The 19,867-nt window shown below is 32.4% G+C and carries 11 protein-coding genes; all 11 read right to left on the reverse strand.

Translation table 11 applies throughout. The features are described 5' to 3' along the window. Positions 1 to 58 precede the first annotated feature (58 nt). The gene (locus AXE80_RS07985; RefSeq protein ID WP_068826108.1) at positions 59 to 1,636 is read right to left on the reverse strand and encodes a sulfatase family protein; all 1,578 of its coding nucleotides are present in this window, start codon (positions 1,634 to 1,636) and stop codon (positions 59 to 61) included. 21 nt (positions 1,637 to 1,657) lie between these two features. Then, on the reverse strand, positions 1,658 to 2,941 hold the full coding sequence (locus AXE80_RS07990) for a pectate lyase family protein (protein WP_157359375.1): 1,284 nt from the start codon (positions 2,939 to 2,941) through the stop codon (positions 1,658 to 1,660). 140 nt (positions 2,942 to 3,081) lie between these two features. Continuing rightward, positions 3,082 to 6,129, reverse strand: a complete 3,048-nt coding sequence (locus tag AXE80_RS07995) for a glycoside hydrolase family 2 TIM barrel-domain containing protein (protein ID WP_068826112.1) — start codon at positions 6,127 to 6,129, stop codon at positions 3,082 to 3,084. Positions 6,130 to 6,143: 14 nt separating this feature from the next. Further along, positions 6,144 to 7,574 carry an arylsulfatase gene (locus AXE80_RS08000; protein ID WP_068826114.1) on the reverse strand — a complete coding sequence of 477 codons (1,431 nt, stop codon included), beginning with the start codon at positions 7,572 to 7,574 and terminating at the stop codon, positions 6,144 to 6,146. Between the two features lie 90 nt (positions 7,575 to 7,664). Beyond that, positions 7,665 to 9,173 carry a sulfatase gene (locus tag AXE80_RS08005; protein ID WP_068826116.1) on the reverse strand — a complete coding sequence of 503 codons (1,509 nt, stop codon included), beginning with the start codon at positions 9,171 to 9,173 and terminating at the stop codon, positions 7,665 to 7,667. Between the two features lie 11 nt (positions 9,174 to 9,184). Continuing rightward, positions 9,185 to 11,890, reverse strand: a complete 2,706-nt coding sequence (locus AXE80_RS08010) for a hypothetical protein (RefSeq protein ID WP_068826118.1) — start codon at positions 11,888 to 11,890, stop codon at positions 9,185 to 9,187. A gap of 171 nt (positions 11,891 to 12,061) precedes the next feature. After that, positions 12,062 to 12,874: an SGNH/GDSL hydrolase family protein gene (locus AXE80_RS08015; protein WP_068826120.1), complete on the reverse strand. Its 813-nt coding sequence runs from the start codon at positions 12,872 to 12,874 to the stop codon at positions 12,062 to 12,064. Between the two features lie 18 nt (positions 12,875 to 12,892). Further along, entirely contained in the window at positions 12,893 to 15,358 is a 2,466-nt protein-coding gene (gene galB / locus AXE80_RS08020; protein ID WP_068826122.1) for a beta-galactosidase GalB, read from the reverse strand. Positions 15,359 to 15,370: 12 nt separating this feature from the next. After that, positions 15,371 to 16,777, reverse strand: a complete 1,407-nt coding sequence (locus AXE80_RS08025; protein ID WP_068826124.1) for a sialate O-acetylesterase — start codon at positions 16,775 to 16,777, stop codon at positions 15,371 to 15,373. 4 nt (positions 16,778 to 16,781) lie between these two features. Next, positions 16,782 to 18,311, reverse strand: coding sequence for a sulfatase family protein (locus AXE80_RS08030; protein WP_068826126.1), 1,530 nt, complete (start codon positions 18,309 to 18,311; stop codon positions 16,782 to 16,784). Positions 18,312 to 18,396: 85 nt separating this feature from the next. After that, positions 18,397 to 19,860 (reverse strand): alpha-galactosidase, encoded by a 1,464-nt coding sequence (locus AXE80_RS08035; protein ID WP_068826128.1) that lies wholly within the window; start codon positions 19,858 to 19,860, stop codon positions 18,397 to 18,399. Positions 19,861 to 19,867: the final 7 nt, after the last annotated feature.

Raw genomic sequence — 19,867 nt, forward strand, 5'->3', positions numbered from 1 at the left:
GTATATCTTACTTATCTCTGTGTAATTTATTGTTGATTAGTATTGAATCCCTCTATTTTTAAGAGTTTTTATTAATCAATTTTGTTATTTGTTCTTTTATTTTCTTGTTATTGTCTTTAGATAAATCCATATAGGTATTTAAATCATTAGCCAACTTTACAATTATTTTTGCATACTTTTTATCATCAATAAAATTGACCAATTCATCTGGATCAGCTTCAATATCAAACAACCAAGGTTTACCTTTAGCCATTATACTTAATTTGTATCTACTAGTAATTGCAGCATAATAACCTAAACGTGAAAAAGTAACATCATCCCAATTATCTGGTAATTCATCTTTAAATAGAGGAGAAATATCTCTTCCTGCAACTTTAGGACAATCGATGTCTAACAGGCTTAAAAAAGTTGGCATCCAATCGGTATTATTTGCTGCTAAATTCACCACCTTTTTTCTAGGGATTAAAGGATTTTTACTTTCTTTTCCTTGTGCTAACACGAATGGAATTTTAGCAGATGCTTCGTGAATAGTTCCTTTGTTTACACGTCCGTGCTCTCCTAATAAATCTCCATGATCTGATGAGAACATCACTATGGTGTTTTCAAAAATTCCTTCATCTTTTAATTTTTGAATAATACGACCTACATTTTCATCCACAATTTTTACCATTCCTAAATATTGTTGAATACTCTTTTTCAACTTTTCTTCATCATTGGTTTTGTTATCTGGACTTTGCCATTTAGGTAATTTGGCTTTGTTTTTAAAAGCATAATCATATGTTTTAGGCAATTCAACCTTCATTCCATTATACAAAGTATCGTATGGAGTTCTAGCTATATCAGGTGTATGTGGATCTGGAATACTAACTACATAAAAGAAAGGTTTGTTTTTATTGTCTCCAATAAACTCAACAGCCCTATCTCCTAACCAGTCTGTTGTAAACTTTACATTTTTAGATTTTTTATCTTGATAAATAGGCTGCCCATATTTATCCTTCCCTATCAATTTTGGATTCTTAGCTGCTCTGTAAGGATTTCCCTCTGCATCTATTCCTTTAAATTTATCATGACCTCCATTAAACATAAACTTTTTATCCTGAAACCCATAATTATCTGTAGGAACTCCTGTTGGATATGGAGACCACCATTCGTCTTTATCTTTATTCCCAGATTCATCTCTACTTTCTGCCAAATGCCATTTCCCTGCATAACCTGTCATATACCCTTCTTCTGATAAAACATCAGCAATGGTAGTTACATTAGGTTTTAAATATTTTCCATCCCCTTTTTTATTTGAATTGTTAGGAATCCCTAAAGTCATTGGATACATACCTGTAAACATAGAAGCTCTAGAAGCAGTACACACTGCTGCACTACAATACATTCTGTTAAATATCGTTCCATTTTCTGCCAAAGCATCAATATTTGGCGTTTCAACAACGGCCTCTTTACCCCACTGTAAAGCTTGCTCTGGAGTTAATTGATCTCTATAACAACTTAGAGTTCTAAAATTATGTTCATCTGTAATAATCCAAATAACATTTGTTTTTTTGGTTTGTTGAGCATGTGTATTTACTCCCATAAGTCCAATCATCACGCATAATTGAACTGCGTACAAAAATTTATTTTTTATCATAATTCTATTTTGATTTATTTTTTATTCACAATTTGTTGTTGATTCTTCATCGTTTACCACTTCAAAACCTGTAATATACCCATTTGCTATTACCTCACTTTCTTGTAAAACTGCTAGATAATTAGGCGTATTTACCACACCCGCTATAGAAGGCCCTTTGTAGCTTTCCCCTCCTGGTTTTATGGGCTCTGTTGCTACTTGATTTCTTAACTCACAAGGCATATATTTATAATGTTTGGGTTTTAGTTGTGCATTGTTTCCAAAAGTTGTGGTAATGTTTTTTATTTCCACCTCTTCAAAAGTTCCATCTACTAATTCTGGATTGGTATATTTTTTAGAAACAAAACCTCCTTCTATTCTTACTGCAAAACCGCAACTGTTAGCAGTTATATTTTCTACATAAGCCTTTCCATTGTGCATGGCATGTGGAGAAAACATAACAGCGGCATTCCCATTAGTACAAGAAATATTTTGTCCATAAATATTAGAAACACCTCCCAATTGTAAATCATTCATTTTGGTCCAACCTGTTTCCAATCGCAAAGTTACTCCTCCAGTTCCTTCTAAATTTTTAAATAAAATATTGGTTCCAGCTTGAATTTGAACCATTCCATACCCGTAATCTGCATTTAGTGTATTTGCATTTTTTACAATTCCATTTTTAGGAAAATACCATGCTCCATTGTATTCAGTAATTCCAGCCGTAACAGCCGAAAAATCTGTATAATCATCTAATACTGTAAAATTTGATAAAAAGAAATTTTCTACATTGCCAAGACTAAAAACTGCAACATTGATATTGTTATTATGTGTTAAATCAACCGTGAATTTTTCCAATTCATCATTACTAGTAACACTAACATTGCTTATTTTGTCTGATTCTTTTCCAAACCCAAACATGATATAATTCTTATCATCAGTTCTAAGTGATGGACGGATAACAGCTTTACTATCTATTACAATATGTACGTTAGATTTTAAATTGATTTCTGCAACAGAATAATCTCCTGATGGTATGATTAATTTACCACCTCCCAAAGCAGAAACATCATCAATAGCCTGTTGTAATTTTTGACTATCATCTGTTTCAAAAGAATTGTCCACAGCGTAATCATCCACCAAATTTTTAGTAACAGAAAAGGTTGTTTGTGGAGTATAAAATTCACTCTCTAAAATCACTTTTAAAGTTTCGTCTATTTCAGAAACTTCTTCTTTGTCTTCTAGCCCAATCGTTTTTTCTAAAGATTTTTTAGAACAAGACAAAATCATAAAAGGCAATAACAGAAAACAGTATTTATTTTTCATTTATGTATTATTAAAAAGAGTTTTCTTATATAAGAAAACTCTTTTGTTATGTAACCTTAAAAATAATGAGAATGGAAAGTTTTAATGTCTTAGAAAATTTTTATAATGTAGCTGTAAGTATTTTTTTAAGCTATAAAAAATTAGTTAATTAAAATCTCATCAATTAAAATTCCTTTATTTTCCACAGTTTCTAAAACAATGGTATTTGCTCCTCTTTCCATTTGAATAGGCAATTTTACTTTGTTCCAAAAATTACCTGTGTTGCGAGTATTTCTTAAAAACAATTTATCTTGAACCACTTTACCATTCACTATTACTTTTATGTATGTTCCAGGCGCATCATTATATTTTCCGCTGTAACGAATAAACAAATCGGCCTCACCAGCACCTCCATCATTTTCTTGATACCACTCCAAACTTGCCCCAACAATATTATTTAGTTTTACATAGCCTTTACCTCTTACCAAGTTGTCTTTTTCTACAACTTTTCCGTTTGTTACTTTAGCATCTTCTGCTTGTTCTCCTGCAATTATTCGTTCTCCTGAATTTTTGTTCCAAGTAAATCCTAGTTTCTTTGAAAACCTTTCTTCTAAAACTTGAATATCTTTTCCATTTAAAACAATTAATGCTTTTACGGTAGTTTCTAATGGAACTTTAAAACTATTGGTATATAAGGTTGATTTTCTTGTTGGACTTGTTCCATCTGTAGTATAATAAATTTGAATATCAGTTTTTGGTTTTGTACCTCTTAACACCAACACATCTGTACCTATACTTACTTTATTTGATGTAATTTGTTTCTTTTCGCCTAAAATACAACTCGCCAACAAAGCAATATCTCCATTTGCATTGGTAGATTCTATAAAAGCTCTTGTTAATCCGTAAAAAGCTTTTCTATTGTTTGGACCAACATGTTGTTCTACATCTACAGGGCTTCCATTTCCTAAAGCTTTTATTTTTCCTGCTCCAACTACATTAAAATAAGTTCTATTTTCTCCATAAGGATAAAATTCACCTTTTTCATCTGTAGTAGTTACACGTACTTGTACAATATCATTTTTCTTATTCCCTAAAGATTCTCCATCAACCGATAATTTTATTTGACTAGGAGCATTGGCAGTTCTAATAACCTCTTCTGTTATTTGTTTTCCATTTTTATATCCTACCGCTTTTAACGTTCCTGGTTGCCATTTTACCATCCATTGACATTGCATTTCTAACCATTCTTTACCTGGCTTTTGTTTCCCTAAAGATTTATCATTAAAAAACAACTCCACCTCATCACAATTAGAATATACCCATACTGGAATTTCAGTATCTAGAGCAACTTTAGGATGTGTCCAATGCGGTAAAATATGTACCATTGGTTTTGTTGTCCATTGACTTTGGTACAAATAGTACAAATCTTTTTCAAAATTTGACAAATCAACAGCTCCTCCCATAAAAGCTTTAAAAGGCCAACCTCCGTGTACATAGCCTGCTTCTCCAATATAATCGTGACCTGTCCAACGGAAAGAACCGGCATAAGCTGGAATATCTCTTAGTTGAGCAATATTTAAACGAGAAGACACTCTAACCATGGCATTGTCATAACTAGAATTAAAAATTTGTTTATGATTCGTTCTGTTTAATTCATCTATCCAATCATGTGTAAACACTTCTTTTTCTGTTAAATCTGGTAATGCATAAGGTTTTTGTTTTTTACTAGGAAATCCATCTCTAAACCAAGTTTTGGTTCTGTAATACCCTCTTACTTGCCAAGTATGAGTATTTTCTGTTCCTATAAAAACTTTTCCTTTTTGTTCCTCTTTTAAATGATCAAAAAAACCTTTTTTCTCACTATGTCCATTCACTCCTAAAACATCCATATATTCAGATTCAGAGTGTCCTGAAGTTACTGGACGAGTATTGTCTAATTCATGACAAGTTTTTACCAATTCAGCACCAATTTCTCCTTTAGTTTCGTTCCCTACGCTATATATAATAACTGATGGGTGATTTCTATCTCTCTTTATCCAATCTGTTAGATCTTGCTTCCACCAATCATCAAAAAATCTACCTCCATAATCTTCTGGGGCTTTTTTCATCCATCCATCAAAAATCTCATCCATCACCAACATTCCTAATTCATCGCAGATATCGTAAAAAATAGGGGTTTGAGGATTGTGCGAAGTTCTAATCGCATTTACTCCCATATTCTTTAATTGTTGAATTCTATAACGAATAATTTTATCGGGAACAGCTGCTCCTAAAGGCCCTGCATCTTGATGATTACAAACTCCTTGTAATTTTATGTTTTTTCCATTAATCCAAATTCCAGATTCGGCTACCCATTTTATATCTCTAACTCCAAACTTTGTTTTTACAACATCTACCACTTTTCCTTTTACCAAAACTTCTGATACCAATGTGTATAAATAAGGTGTTCCCGGATTCCAAAGTTTAGGGTTTTCAATTACTAATTGATTTTCAATTGTATTTTGTTCTCCTTGTGCTATTTTTAATTTTTCTGAACTTGTTACAACTTTAATTCCCTGTGCATTTACAATAGAAGTTCTTAAAACAGCTTTTACTTTTTTAGAACCTCCTGTATTATTTATATCTGTAGTTACTAAAACTTTGTTTCCTTTGGTTCTTACAAAAACTCCGTTTCTAGCAATATTTACTTTGTTTTTTACATCAATCCAAGTATGAGAATATATTCCGCTACCGGTATACCATCTTGCCGAAGGTTGCTTGTCATTATCCACTCTTACAGTAAAAGTAATTTTATCAGATTTTTGAGCAATTTCACTAATATCATAAGCAAAAGAAATCCATCCATAAGGTCTATTTCCTAACTTAATCCCATTTGCCCAAACGGTACTGTTCATAAAAACACCTTCGAAAGCAATTTCTACTTGTTTTTCTTTCCATTCTTTGGGAACAACAATTGTTTTTCTATACCAACCAAAACCCGCAGGTAAATATCCGCATTGATCTCCCATTGGATTACTTTCATCATAGGCTCCCTCTATACTCCAATCATGAGGTAAACTCAGTGTTTTCCAATCTGAATCATTAAAAATAATTTGTTCAGCCCCTGTTATATCTTGTTGAACAAATTTCCAGTTTTCATCAAAATTAATGTGTTGTTGACTGTGTACTGAAACAACAAATAAGAAAATTAAAATTTTATAATACTTCATATAACTTAAGTTGATTATTGAAACTTAAAGATGTTACTTTCACTTCTAGCTTCTGTCATTATTTGTTGAATTTTAGCAACAATTTCAGGATGTTGATTGGCTATATTAGTTGTTTCAAATTCATCATTTTCTAAATCGTACAATTCAATTTTAGCTTTGGGATTGCTAATTGCTTTATAGATAACTCCTTTCCATTTTCCTAAACGAACCGCTTTACGACCACCTTTAATATTATATTCCCAATACAAATATTCGTGTTGTTTTTGATTGTTTTGACTTAATAAAGTAGGTAAAAAAGAAATTCCATCACTTTGCTTAGGCGTTTCTACTCCTACAATATCTGCAAGCGTTGGCATTACATCCCAAAAAGCAGACACGTGATTGGTAACCACTCCTGGCTTAATGGTATTTGTCCATGTTGCCACAAAAGGAGCTCTAATTCCACCTTCGTACAAGTCCCTTTTAATTCCTCTTAAACCAGCTGTGCTATTAAAATATTCTGGATTGGCTCCACCTGCATCGTGTGCACCATTATCACTTGTAAACATAATAATCGTGTTTTCCTCTAGACCTAAAGCTTTAACCTTAGCAACAATTTGTCCTACATAAACGTCCATTCTATCTACCATAGATGCAAAAACAGCATAAGGTATTTCTTGAGTACAATATTTATATTCAATAATATTTGGTCCATAATCTGATGAATAAGGATGATCTTTATAAGGAACTTCATCAAACTTACCGATGTACTTTTGTAAAATAGAGTCTTTAGGTGATATTAGCTCCGCGTGAGGTAATACTAGAGGTACATAAGCAAAAAATGGTTTGTCTTTATTTTGTTCTATAAATTCTAATGCTTTTTCTTGAATTTTATCTTGAGCATAAATAACCGTATTTGTCCAATCGTTTCCTTTTAAAGAATCAACTCCCTGATTGTGGTTTAAATAAGGTGGATAATATCTATGTGCTAATTTTTGATCGTTATACCCATAAAACTCATCAAAACCTTGTTTGTTTGGGTCTCCTTCTCCAAAACCTAATCCCCATTTACCGAACATTCCTGTTGTATATCCTGCTCCCTTTAACATTTCACCAATGGTTATAGAGTTTGCTGGTAAAGGAATTTGACCGCCACTAATTTTATCTTCTTTATTTCCTCTAATAGGTGTGTGACCCGTGTGCTGACCTGTCATTAAAGACGATCTAGATGGAGCACATACAGCAGCTCCACTATAATGTTGTGTAAATTTAATTCCGCTTTTTGCTAAAGCATCAATATTTGGTGTTTTGAACTTTTGTTGTCCATAAACACTTAAATCTCCAATTCCCAAATCATCTGCCAAAATATAAATGATGTTTGGCTTTTTATGGCTTACTTTTTCTTTTGTCGTAGCTTTACAAGCTCCTAGCAATAATACAATTGCTAAATATTTAAGTTTACTCATTTTTAAATAAAATTATTATTTATATTTTGTCTTTGTAAATACTTAAAAGCAATATTTCCTTAAAAGGAACATATTACTTTTACTTCATTCCTACTCTAGATTACTTAGTACTCTGTTTTGTTTTATGGTAGGATCTTGATCTGCATCTACGTAATTTTTGGGCTTTGGATAATGTTCCTTTTTAGCCTGTACTCTTTGTTTAGGTATCCATTTTTTTAACTCATTCATGGTATTTCTGTATGATTCTTTATGAGCTAAATTCTCCCATTCTCTTGGATCTTTATTTACGTCATACAATTCCTCTACACCTGACAAATATTGAATGTAGTGGTATTTTTCTGTTAAGACTGAAGTCCCACTAGATGAAATTGTTACTCCTGGATACTTCCAATCAGACTTTGGATTTTTTAAGAGTTTAGAAAAATCATGTCCTTCTATGTTTTTCTTTTGGGGTAAATCACAAAGGCTTACCAAGGTAGGATACATATCTAACAAACTGACAGGTTTTTCACAATACAAGGTTTTGTTCATTCCTGGTAATCGTACCATTAAAGGCGGTTTAACCGCTTCTGCCCACAAAGTATTTTTAAGATATCTTAATTTTTCTCCCAAGTGCCAACCATGATCTCCCCATATCATTACAATGGTATTATCTGCATGCCCGCTTTTTTCCAAAGCATCCATCACCATTCCCAAACATTTATCTACAAAAGAAATATTGGCCAAATAAGCTCTTGTAGCCTGTTTTCCTAAATTGTGTTTTTTTATCCAGTTGTACTCATCCGAAGGTTTAAATATTTGTTTTCCTTGAGCATTGGTAATATCCTCTAAATCGTTTTCTTTTATAATAATGTCATCTATTTTATCAACATCATACATGTCAAAAAACTCTTTAGGAACAAACCAAGGTAAATGAGGTTTTATAAAACCTACCGACATAAAAAAAGGCTTATCAAACTCTCTTTGTAATTGATTTTTTGCCCAATCTGCCACAGCGTAATCTACCGTTTCTTCAAAAGTATCTTTGGTAGGACCCCAACTTAATTTGCTAAGTTTGTCTTTAAAATCCGGACTTTTTTGACCATTGATAACTCCTCCTTTAGAAGAAGTTAAAAACTTAGGGTTTGCTTTGTCATTGTTATATCTTCTACCCCTAGCAAACTCATCAAAAGCCCAAGCCCCAAAGTCTGTCTTTCCGTTTTTAGTACCATGCTTGTGAAAAATTTTTCCATTAGACAATGTATGATACCCATTTTTAGAAAAATACTCTGGTAACGTTGCATTTTTCTTTACCACATCTGAATATACCATATCATGTCCGTTGCTATAAACTCCAGAAGTACTTGGTAAAAAACCTGATAAAATTGCTGACCTAGAAGGACCACAAATAGGTGCTGCACAAACAGCATTGTTAAACACCATAGCTCCATTTTTGGTAAACTTATCCATATTAGGAGTTATAGCTTGCTTGTTTCCTTCTAAGGGTTCTATCCAATCGTTAAGATCATCAATAGCAATAAATAAAACATTTGGTTTTTGTTGTGCATTACCCAACATAAGGTTTATAAATAAACCTAAAATTAAAGTTACATTTTTCATATTTTTAGTTATTAGTATTCTATATCAATAAACTGTAAAGAACCTGCTAAAACTTTTGTTTGTATTTTTCCGTTAGAGATTTTCACTTGTTGTTTTGATAATATATCTACAGCCTTTTTAGGTTGATTTCCATTAAAAGTAATGGTTACCTCTCTATCTTTTGGTTCAATATATCCTGGATCTACTAATATTACACGAACGTGATTTTTATCGATTCTAACAGCGCTCCAAGAAGCCCCATTGACAATAATTGGCAATTGTGACTTTCCTTTAGACACAATTTCTTTAAACTCACTCATATAAGTTTTTGCTGCCACTAATTCTCCGTTAGAAACTCCTTTAGATCCATTGCTAACGCTATAAGGAGTTTTATTCTTCTCCAATTCTTTTGCGTATTCTATTGGAGCAATTGGCACCATTCCATTTGGCATTACAGGCATGTAATTCAACCATCTATAATCTACCCCCAAAGCTATTTTAGAATAATCATGAGCTGGAATGTCTGTTCCTGCCCAATGCATTTGAGTTACAGAAAATAAATCTTCGGTATCAGTAGGCTTGTATTGTTTTAAAGAGTGATGACTATCTATAGAATGAATTAAATGAGCATCTACATCTTTGATTAAATGCCAAGAACCTATTGACATAATATTCTCTTTTTTAACAATTGGCAAAGCACCAGATTTCATCAATCCGAATAAAATATTTAATCCTGGTTCTTCTGTAAAATTATTATCGGCAACTACACCATGCTTTGCTCCATAGGCAGCCATCATCACCCCTTGTCTTAAATAAGGAGAAATAGATTTTTGTCCTCCAGGACTTAAAGGTCTCCAGCTTGTTGGGTTATCATCAATCAAACGCATGGCAAAATCATCTACATAACCTGCGACAAACATTCCTACTCTACCCGTAAGGTTAATATCTTGTGTTCTGTTGCTTGTATCTTCTGATGCAGGAGCCAAAATATCGTTGTATTTATTAGAAAAAAACAACTCTTGCCATAGTGGTAATTTGTTGGTTAATCCCCAAAAAGTATTTTTATATCTAAAATACAACTTAGCTCTATTTTTATTTTTTCTAATAGCTTTTGCCAATCTAGGCACGTACTCTCTTACAAAATGTTGTACTCTAGGATCATCTACATCATCCATTTCAGCATATACAAAACCTCTACAAGTGGTAGGGGCTACTTCTAAAACTTGCTCTAAAGTTTCTATTTGAATGTAAAAAGGATCGTTTCCATGACCTGCCCAAAAGGTAAAATGTTGACCCTCTTTCTCATAATTTTTAGCCATATTTACGATGTCTTCTCTAGAATCTTCGTATTTACCTCTTTTATCTTTTTTAAGTGCTGACTTTCCTATAACAGCTACTAAAGGAGTTCTATCAGTCCCTTCTTTTGGTGCTCTTTGAATGACAAACTCAACTTTATTTCCGTTTAACTTTTTAACCTTTCCATCTATTTTTTTACTTGTAACCATCACCCAAGATTCATCAGTTTTTTTCTGATAACTAGGCATTTCAAAATCTAAAATTTGCTGATATAACAAGTCTAAATTTTCTTTTACTTGTGCCATGGTTCCTTCTAAACGATGGTTGGTAGACAACCAAGAAGACTTTTTAAGATTAAACACATAAACTCCATTTCCACCATCTACCTCTCCTGCAGTAATTAGTTGTTCCGATTGCGGCGCTAATACAAAATCACTATATACAATTTCGTGTTCACTAGCGTATCTAGTTCCTGCTTTCTCTATCAGTTTACCTCTAAGATCTAATCTGTGAGTAAAGCCTCCAAATTGAAAAACAATTTCATCTTTTATTGGTAACAAACAAGTTCCTTTGGTATTGGCATATCTCTGAATGTCTTTTCTAGTTCCTTTATATGCAGTGATTACATTAAAATTTGCATCAAGTCCTACTACCACTGGCACCCAATTAACATCTCCAAAAAATAAAATATCAGACAATCCATCTTTGTTCAAATCTGCAATTTCTAGATCTGTAATCATGGCTTTGCTTAAATCTTTACTTTTAGATTTTTTGTAATCTAAAGTCTGAACGATTTTTTTAGTATTTGCATCTATGATTCCCATAAAATCCCAACGGAATTTATCGTGAGAGTAAGTCATTACAAACAAATCTTGTTGCTGTTTGTTTACAAAATTTCCAGCTTCAATTTTTCTTATAACTCCTTCAATTTTTGTGGTTGAAACCAATGCTCCTTTTGCATTTAACTCATATAATTGATAATCATTACCTCCTGCAAAAACCCTTATTTGTTTGTTGTTTTTAGTTACAGCAATCTCAGAAAATCTCACCTTGTGATCTGGGGTAAACTTCCACAACAACTTTCCTTTGCTAGACCAACAATAAATGTTCCCGTTTCCTGATGCGGCTAAAATATCATCATTTCCATCACCATCTATATCAACTGCTTCAATCTCAAAAATAACCGCAGCTGGCTCTATTTTTTTATTCCATATTTTTTTTCCTTCCAAAGAATAACAGCCAATGCCATCACTTAAACTAGAAACATACAATACCTCATGTTTATTTATTGTTGCTATTACAGAGTTTCTAATATTTGACTCTTCTACAGAAAAGTTAGCTGTAGCCAAAACTGTTGCATTTGTTTTTACAAATGACATTACCAAAATGAAAGTAAAAGCTTGTACACTTTTAAAATTCGATAAATATTGATTTATTTTCATATGTTAATCTTATGATTTGATATAATACCTTACAAAAAAAACATATAACTAATAAAATTATGTACTTATGAATATATATGATGTATTGCTAAATGTATCTGTAAACAAAAAGTCGTTTAAAAAAAGAATTACCTTTTATTAAACGACTTTTGATTTTATTTTTTTTTAAAGCTATTCTTTTTCCTTTAAAAACTTAACTGTTTCATAAGCTATTAAATTGTATCCTGTAGAATTTGGATGACGATCGTAGTACCATTCCTTAAGATGTCCAAAAATAGGGTCCAAAGACATATCATTTACCTTTACAACATACCCATCTGGTTTGTTTCCCCACCCTTTTCTATAATAAACATGAGGTTTTAACCATTCGTGATATTTTTCAGGAATTTTATCTAAATAACACTGACGTACATTTAAACTGTTTCTACCATTAGCTATTAAATAATTATTATAAGGAGTAAAAATATCTAATACGTCTAATTGCTCATCTTTACCAACTTGATATATTAAATCATTTACTTCTACACATTTTTCAGGAGACATAAAAGATGTAATGGTTGCTAAATATAAAACAGCTTTAGGGTGATCTTTTTGTAATTGTTTAATTAAAGCTTTCATTTGAACAGGAAATTCTGCTTTTAAGTCTTTACATTTAAACGAATCATTAATTCCCATTCTTAAAAAGATAATATCCACATCTTTTACTGTTGCTATTTTTTCTTCGTAATGTTTACTTCCTAATAACCTTTTAGCGGTTTCTCCTCCTTTTCCAGCATTAATTACTTCTAATTCGGGTAAACCTTCTACCACAGCTAACTGCTCTATCATTTGTTCTAAATGTGGCCCCTCTGGATTTACTTCTCGTGGCATATTACCAATAGTAGTACTATCTCCTACTAGTAAAATTTTTGTCTTTTTTTGCTGACTATACCCAATACTTATTATTAATAAAATAAGTAAAAAATGAATTTTATTTTTTTTCATAATATCTCTTAATTTCTATTATTCTTCTACGGTTAAATTAACTTTTGTGGTTTTTAATCCTTTAGAAGTAGCTGTTACTGTAATTTTTCCTGTTTGTCCTTTTTTAGATTTTACCACAACCAATGCCATTCCGTTAAACACTTTTCTTGTGGTAGCTTGAAAAGATTCGTGACTTGTAGTATCGCCATTTCCTACAGCAACAATTTCTCCGGGTCCGCTAATAGTATAATTAACAACATTGTGAGTTCTAGGAACTGTTTGTCCTTTTTTGTCTTTAATTTCTACAGTTATAAAAGACAAATCTTGTCCGTCTGCTTTTATTTTAGTTCTGTCTGCCGTTAAAGAAACTTTGTTTGCAGTACCTGTAGTTTTTACTTTTTCTGTAGCCCATTTTTTTCCGTTTTTATAGGCAACTACTTTTAATTCTCCTTTTTGATAAACTACATCTTTCCAAATCAATCTATATTCATATTGACCTTTCTTTTTTCTCCCTAAAGATTTACCGTTTAAAAACAGTTCTGCCTCATCACCAGAAGTATACACCAAAACAGGAGTTACTTTTCCTACTCTTTCTGGCCAATTCCAATGTGGTAAAATATGTGCCATTGGCAATTCTGGTTTCCATTTAGATTGATACAAATAATACCTATCTTTAGGAAAACCACATAAATCTACAATTCCAAAATAAGAACTACGTGGTGGAATTTGTTTACCCATTTTAGCCAATTCGGCTTTCATTCTAGCTTTTTCTTTAGGATCCGAAAAGTTTAACAAGTTGGTTTTGTCTTTGTTATAAGGAGTAGGTTCTCCAATATAATCAAAACCTGTCCATACAAACTGACCAAACAACCAAGGGAATTTATCTTCTGCTTCAAAATCTTTTTCAGGAATATCTGCCCAATTTGGAGCCGAATAATCGTAACTACTTACCTGAAAGAAACCTCCGTTTCCTTGTTTTTTATCATCAAAGTTTACAGGAAAAAAGTATTCTCCTCTAGAGCTAATTGTAGAAGCGGTTTCACTTCCATACAATGGCATATTGGGATTTTCTTTTCTAAACTCTTCGTACATATGAGGCTTGTAATTAAATCCAAAAACATCTGCTGTGAATTGAAATCCATTGGTTGCAGCCTCGGGTCTACTATTCCCAAAAGTAGTAGGTCTAGTAGTATCTACAGAGCGAATAATATCTGCTAGTTTTGCTGCCAAAGGAGCATCGTTTCCTTCTCTTAATTCAATTAATTCATTTCCTGTACTCCACATTACTACAGACGGATGATTACGATCTCTTTTTACCATCGTGATTAAATCTTTTTCGTGCCAAGCACCAAATAAAGAAGCATAATCGTTATCTACTTTTTTCTTTCCCCAAACATCAAAAGCTTCTACTTGTACCAAAACTCCCATTTTGTCACACATTTCTAAAAATTCTGGAGCAGGTGGGTTATGAGACGTACGAATAGCATTGACTCCAAAAGATTTTAAAATCTCTATTTGACGTTCCATTGCTCTCACGTTTACTGCGGTTCCCAAAGGACCTAAATCGTGATGTTGACAAACACCATTCATTCTTACTTTTTTACCGTTTAAGAAAAAACCATTGGCATTATATTCTATAGAACGAATTCCGAAAGTGGTGTTATACACATCTAAAATTTTTCCGTTCTTAGTTAAAGTAGTTTTTAAAGTATATAGATTTGGATTTTCTAAATCCCACAATTTTGGATTTGAAATAGTAATGTTACTTGGTTGATAGTATGGTATTTTTTGCTCTGCTACTTTTACTGCATTTTTACCTGTTGTATAAATTTCATGCATTACCTGAACATCTTTTTTATCTCCAACAACTTCTGTTGTAATTTCTACAGTAGCTTCTTTGTTAGAAACGTTAGGTGTGATTACAAAAGTTCCCCAATGAGCAATATGAGTTGGATTGGTTTTTACCAAACGTACATTTCTGTAAATTCCTCCCCCAGGGTACCAACGAGAAGATGCTGCTTTGTTATTTAATCTTACAGCAATGGTATTGTTTCCTTGTTTTAAATAACGAGAAATTTCAAATCTAAAAGAAGAGTATCCGTAAGCCCACTCTCCTACATAACTTCCGTTTACAAAAACAGAAGTGTTAGACATAGCCCCATCAAATTCTATAAATACTTTTTTAGATAAATCTGACTCTGTAGCGGTAAATACTTTACGATACCATCCTATTCCTGCCCATGGTAACTTTCCTGTTTGGTTAGGTAAATCTGCTCTAAAAGGACCTTCTATTCCCCAATCATGAGGTAAATTTAAAATTCTCCAATGGGCATCATCATAAGCTACCTCATCTATATCTTTAGGTTCAGCTTTGGTAGAACCATCTGGCATTTCTCCAAAACGAGCAAATTTCCAGTTTTCATTAAATGATGTAGTTTCTCTTTGTGCATACGTTATGAATGACACAAAGCATAAAATTGATAATAGATATTTCTTTATTTTCATAATTCTTATTTGTTATTCTTCGGTAGTAAAACTAGATGCAGGCAATCCTGCTGTATTATACAAACTACCATCTATATAGCTTTTCCATCCGTAACGTACATTTACAGGATGCTTGATTTCATCACTCCAAACTTCTATATTCCCTTTTTTAGTTAATGTGACTTTTGCTTCTACGTATTTCCCATCTTTCCCCGCAATTTCAAAATCACTAAACTCTTTTTCTAAAGAAGTTAGTCCTCCAGGAGCATAATCAAATGATAACTGAATTTTATTTTCCTTAATCTGTTTAGATTTATAAACAGGCCCACTAAATTCAACTCCTGTATAACCATAATCATTAGCCAAAGCCCAATAAGCCAAACGCTCTCCTACTTGTCTTTTTTTAGGAGGATGAATACAATCTTTACTTCCAATATCATTAGTTACAACCATTCCTGTATTTGGAACCGACAACATTGTTTTTAACTGAGCTTGTTGTAAATCTACCCACTTTGGACCTGGCCATTTTTCATTTCCTAAAGATGCTAATTGCACAAAATAAAAAGGAAAATCTCCCAAGTCCCATTCTTTTCTCCAACTTTTAATCATGGCAGGAAATAACTTTTCATATTCCTTTGCTTGTTTATAATTCCCCTCTCCCTGATACCAAACTGTACCTTTGATAGTGTAAGGAATAATTGGACGAACCATCGCATTAAATAATACACTTGGAGTTGTTCTGTCTATCTCCTTAGTTTCTTTTAAAACTTTTAAAATTCTTGTAAACTTTTCTTCTTTAAGAGTTTTTAATGGTGTCCAAGCTTCTGCGGGAGTAGCTCCATAACTACAGTTGATTAATCCTACAGGAACTCCTAATTGTTCTTGTAACATTTTCCCATAAAAATAAGTAGTTGCACTAAACTGAGCAGCTGTTTGTGGGGATGATAACTGCCATTCTCCTTTACAATTATCTTGAGCTTCTAAACTAGTCACTTTGCTTACTTTAAAAATTCTTAATTGATTGTTTTTTGATGTTGCAATAGCATAATTACTTTCATAAATAGGTTGTCCTGGATTTCCTTTTAAAGTAATTTCCATATTCGACTGCCCTGAACACAACCAAACTTCCCCCAACATCACATCTTTTATATAAACTTTAGAAGTACCTTCAATATTTATTTCATACGGACCACCCGCTTGGATTGTTTTTAACTTTGTACTCCATTTTCCTTCTTTATTGGTAGTTACCAACAAACTTTCTCCCCAAGTAGTTTTAATATTGATTTTTGTGTTTGGTGTATCTGTTCCCCAAATAGCTACATTAGTGTTTTGTTGTAAAACCATATGATTGCTAAATAAAGAAGCTAATTTTGTTTGAGCTATATTAATAGACGAAAACAAAATACAGATAGTAAATACTATTTTTCTAGTTTTATTCATTTTTTTAGTGTTTAGCTCCTTTTACTCCCATACTTTCTCCTGTATCATAATTAAACTGTTTTCCATAATACTTGTAATGATCAAAAACTTCTCCTTTTCCTAAAGTTCTTGGGTCTCCTTGTGCTATCAATTCCTTTTCCATTTGATCACGTAATTCTTTACAGGTATTTCTGTAAGCAGGAAGCGTAGCCAAATTCACCATACAATGAGGGTCTTTCTGAATATTATACAATTCTTCTTCTGGTCTTTTAGCAAAACTCATCTCAAAAAAACGATAATCATTATCGTATGGGTCAATGTTCATTAAAAATGTTTTTGTTGGCGAACCATCTACATTTCTAAAACCATATTCAGGATTCCCCACTGGCCATCTTTCTGGTTGAATGTTATGTGCATACAAATATGTTTTGGTTCTAATAGCTCTTACAGGATACGATAAGTCTGTACCATCTTCATTAGAGCGACCAATATCATGTCTTTCTTTTCCTAAAAGTGTATGATCTCTAGTAGGGTCTATTTGTCCTGATTTTTTTGAAAGTAAAACATCTACAAAACTTTTCCCTGTCATTTGTTCATCAGGTTTAAAACCTGCTATTTCCATAAAAGTTGGAGCAATATCTGGAAAGCTTACAAAATCTTCTACTCTTCTTCCTTTGATAATTTTTCCTTTCCAATAAGCAATTAATGGTACATGAAAACCTTCTTCATATATTTGTCCTTTTACTCTTGGAAATGGCATTCCATGATCTGAACTAATCACCACCAATGTGTTCTCTAATAATCCTCTTTTTTCTAGGGATTTAATGGCTTTTCCTACATGAGCATCAAACCACTCTACCTCCACAGCATAATCTAAAATATCTCCTCTTACCACATCATTATCAGGATAAAATGGCGGAACCAATGCATCTTTTAACCTTTTTCCTTCTTTTTTCCACGAATCCAATTCATAAAAACGATGTGGTTCTTTTGTTCCCAACCAAAAACAAAAAGGTTTGTCATTTCCTTTGTCTGATAAAAACTTCTCAAAATTAGCTGCATAATCAACATTGCTAATTCCTTTGTGAGGCGGTTTGTTTTTAATATCACTATACTCTGGCCCAGCTGGGTTGTATTTTCCTTCATACGATCCTGGCCCCCAACCTTTACCTGTAAAACCAACATTATATCCCTTTTCCATTAATAAATGCGGGTAAAATTTAAACTCTGATGGAAATTTTGGCCAATGATTGGTAGCCGCTTTTAACTGCCAACTATATTTACCTGTAACTATACATGCTCTTGCAGGGGCACATTTAGGATTACAATTGTATGCATTTTCAAAAGTCAATCCATCTTTTGCTAATTTATCTATAGCAGGAGTATTGATAAATGTATCTCCATAAGTTCCAAAACTTTTTGCCGATGCATCATCTGCAATACAGAATAAAATATTCGGTTTTTGTTTTTTTTGTGACTGAGCTTCTGTAAACATTCCTGTTGACAAAATCACCGTCAATAAAAAGCTGTTTTTTATAAAATCGTGAAAATTCATATGTTATTGAATGATTTATTTTTAAAGTATATTTATTTTTTTGATGATAAACAGAAGTAAATTAGCTCATCAAAACAGTATTGTATTATTCTTGATGATAAAAATCTGATAAAATATTTTTAGCCCCTTTTTCATAATCCCATAAATACGCTCCTGTTTTTTCAACACATTTTTTTCCAAAATGATGTGGTAAAACAGACACTAATGGATAACCTTTTTTGTTTTTATACATTTCTAAATGCTCTAAAAACTTTTTCTCCGTAATAGCGCCTGTATCATTTCCTCCAATGTGATCAAGATTTATTCCTCTTCCGGGAGCCGATTTATAACAAATTTCATAGTGCGTTTTTACACGTCCTTTCCAATTATATTTATCATTTAACCAAACATCATTTGTTCTTACTACATCTACATACTTAGTAAAAAAGATATCTGGTACATGAAATTCCATTTCTATATTTTTATCTATCAGTTTTGCTGCTTTGTACAAAGCTTTATGAATATCTAACATGTCTGACTTTGTATTATATGACATGTCTATTTTAAATTTCATCACTCCCATATTATAAAACCTAGAAATGACTTCTGTTGCATATTCAAAAATGTCTGACTTTCCGTTTAGCCATTGAATATCATCTTTCCTATCAGCTTTAGAACCTTGTATAAAATTCCCTAATAATTCTGGATATTGTTGCGCTGCCAAACTATTTTTATGAATTTTAGGAAATCCAATCCACAGCCCAGGAGTAAATCCTTTCTCATTAATCATATCCATGGTTTTTCTAAAATTTGGGAATTTTTCTGGATTTGGAACCCACGAACCAAAACCTGAATTGACACTTCCATCAGGAAACATTCCCCAACCATGATCTAAAGTCATTTTCCCCTTTGGATAGCCATATTCGATAATTTTATCCAAGTATTTTTTAACAAAATCATGAGTTAACAAATGAAAATGTTCATGCCTTTTAGTAGATAAATATTTTTGTTCTGACCACGTACAATATTCTACATCTTGCCAAAACTTTGGTATTTGTTTATATGGATTAATATTTAACCTTTTCATCATAATAGTGTTGTACGCTTTCCAAGCTTCATCACCATTACCAGATTCGTCTAAAAACAATTCTTGACCTTCGGGTACATTTATAGTTAAGGTTTTTTTTCCATCATAACTATAAGTAGAATTTTCAAAACCATGCATGGTCATAAATCCTATAAATTTTCCTTTAGCATCTTTAATAACAGGAGAACCTGACATTCCAGAAGCCTCTAATGTAAAGGGGTTATGCGTAAAAGGAGTGCTTAAATAATAATATGAATTCCCTCCTTTTTCTGCCGGAGTACTTAAACTATGGTACGGACAAAACAAAGGCGCTGTAACTTTTATATGGATTTGCTTCCCCTCTCCTTTTAAAATAGTTTCTTTATTTTGAAAGAAAGCTTGACCATTTAAGTTGGTTAACTCCGTAATTGCATGACTAGAAACACTAGCCATTGCTAAACTTCCTAATCCTGCTTTTTTTAAAAAGTTTCTTCTAGAACTCATATCCTAC

Origin of the sequence: Wenyingzhuangia fucanilytica, assembly GCF_001697185.1 — a bacterium.
GTDB lineage: Bacteria > Bacteroidota > Bacteroidia > Flavobacteriales > Flavobacteriaceae > Wenyingzhuangia > Wenyingzhuangia fucanilytica.

Coding starts and splice junctions, on each gene's coding strand:
- AXE80_RS07985 (WP_068826108.1), bottom strand. CDS start 1,636: ATGATAAAAAATAAATTTTTGTACGCAGTTCAATTATGCGTGATGATT.
- AXE80_RS07990 (WP_157359375.1), bottom strand. CDS start 2,941: ATGAAAAATAAATACTGTTTTCTGTTATTGCCTTTTATGATTTTGTCT.
- AXE80_RS07995 (WP_068826112.1), bottom strand. CDS start 6,129: ATGAAGTATTATAAAATTTTAATTTTCTTATTTGTTGTTTCAGTACAC.
- AXE80_RS08000 (WP_068826114.1), bottom strand. CDS start 7,574: ATGAGTAAACTTAAATATTTAGCAATTGTATTATTGCTAGGAGCTTGT.
- AXE80_RS08005 (WP_068826116.1), bottom strand. CDS start 9,173: ATGAAAAATGTAACTTTAATTTTAGGTTTATTTATAAACCTTATGTTG.
- AXE80_RS08010 (WP_068826118.1), bottom strand. CDS start 11,890: ATGAAAATAAATCAATATTTATCGAATTTTAAAAGTGTACAAGCTTTT.
- AXE80_RS08015 (WP_068826120.1), bottom strand. CDS start 12,874: ATGAAAAAAAATAAAATTCATTTTTTACTTATTTTATTAATAATAAGT.
- galB (WP_068826122.1), bottom strand. CDS start 15,358: ATGAAAATAAAGAAATATCTATTATCAATTTTATGCTTTGTGTCATTC.
- AXE80_RS08025 (WP_068826124.1), bottom strand. CDS start 16,777: ATGAATAAAACTAGAAAAATAGTATTTACTATCTGTATTTTGTTTTCG.
- AXE80_RS08030 (WP_068826126.1), bottom strand. CDS start 18,311: ATGAATTTTCACGATTTTATAAAAAACAGCTTTTTATTGACGGTGATT.
- AXE80_RS08035 (WP_068826128.1), bottom strand. CDS start 19,860: ATGAGTTCTAGAAGAAACTTTTTAAAAAAAGCAGGATTAGGAAGTTTA.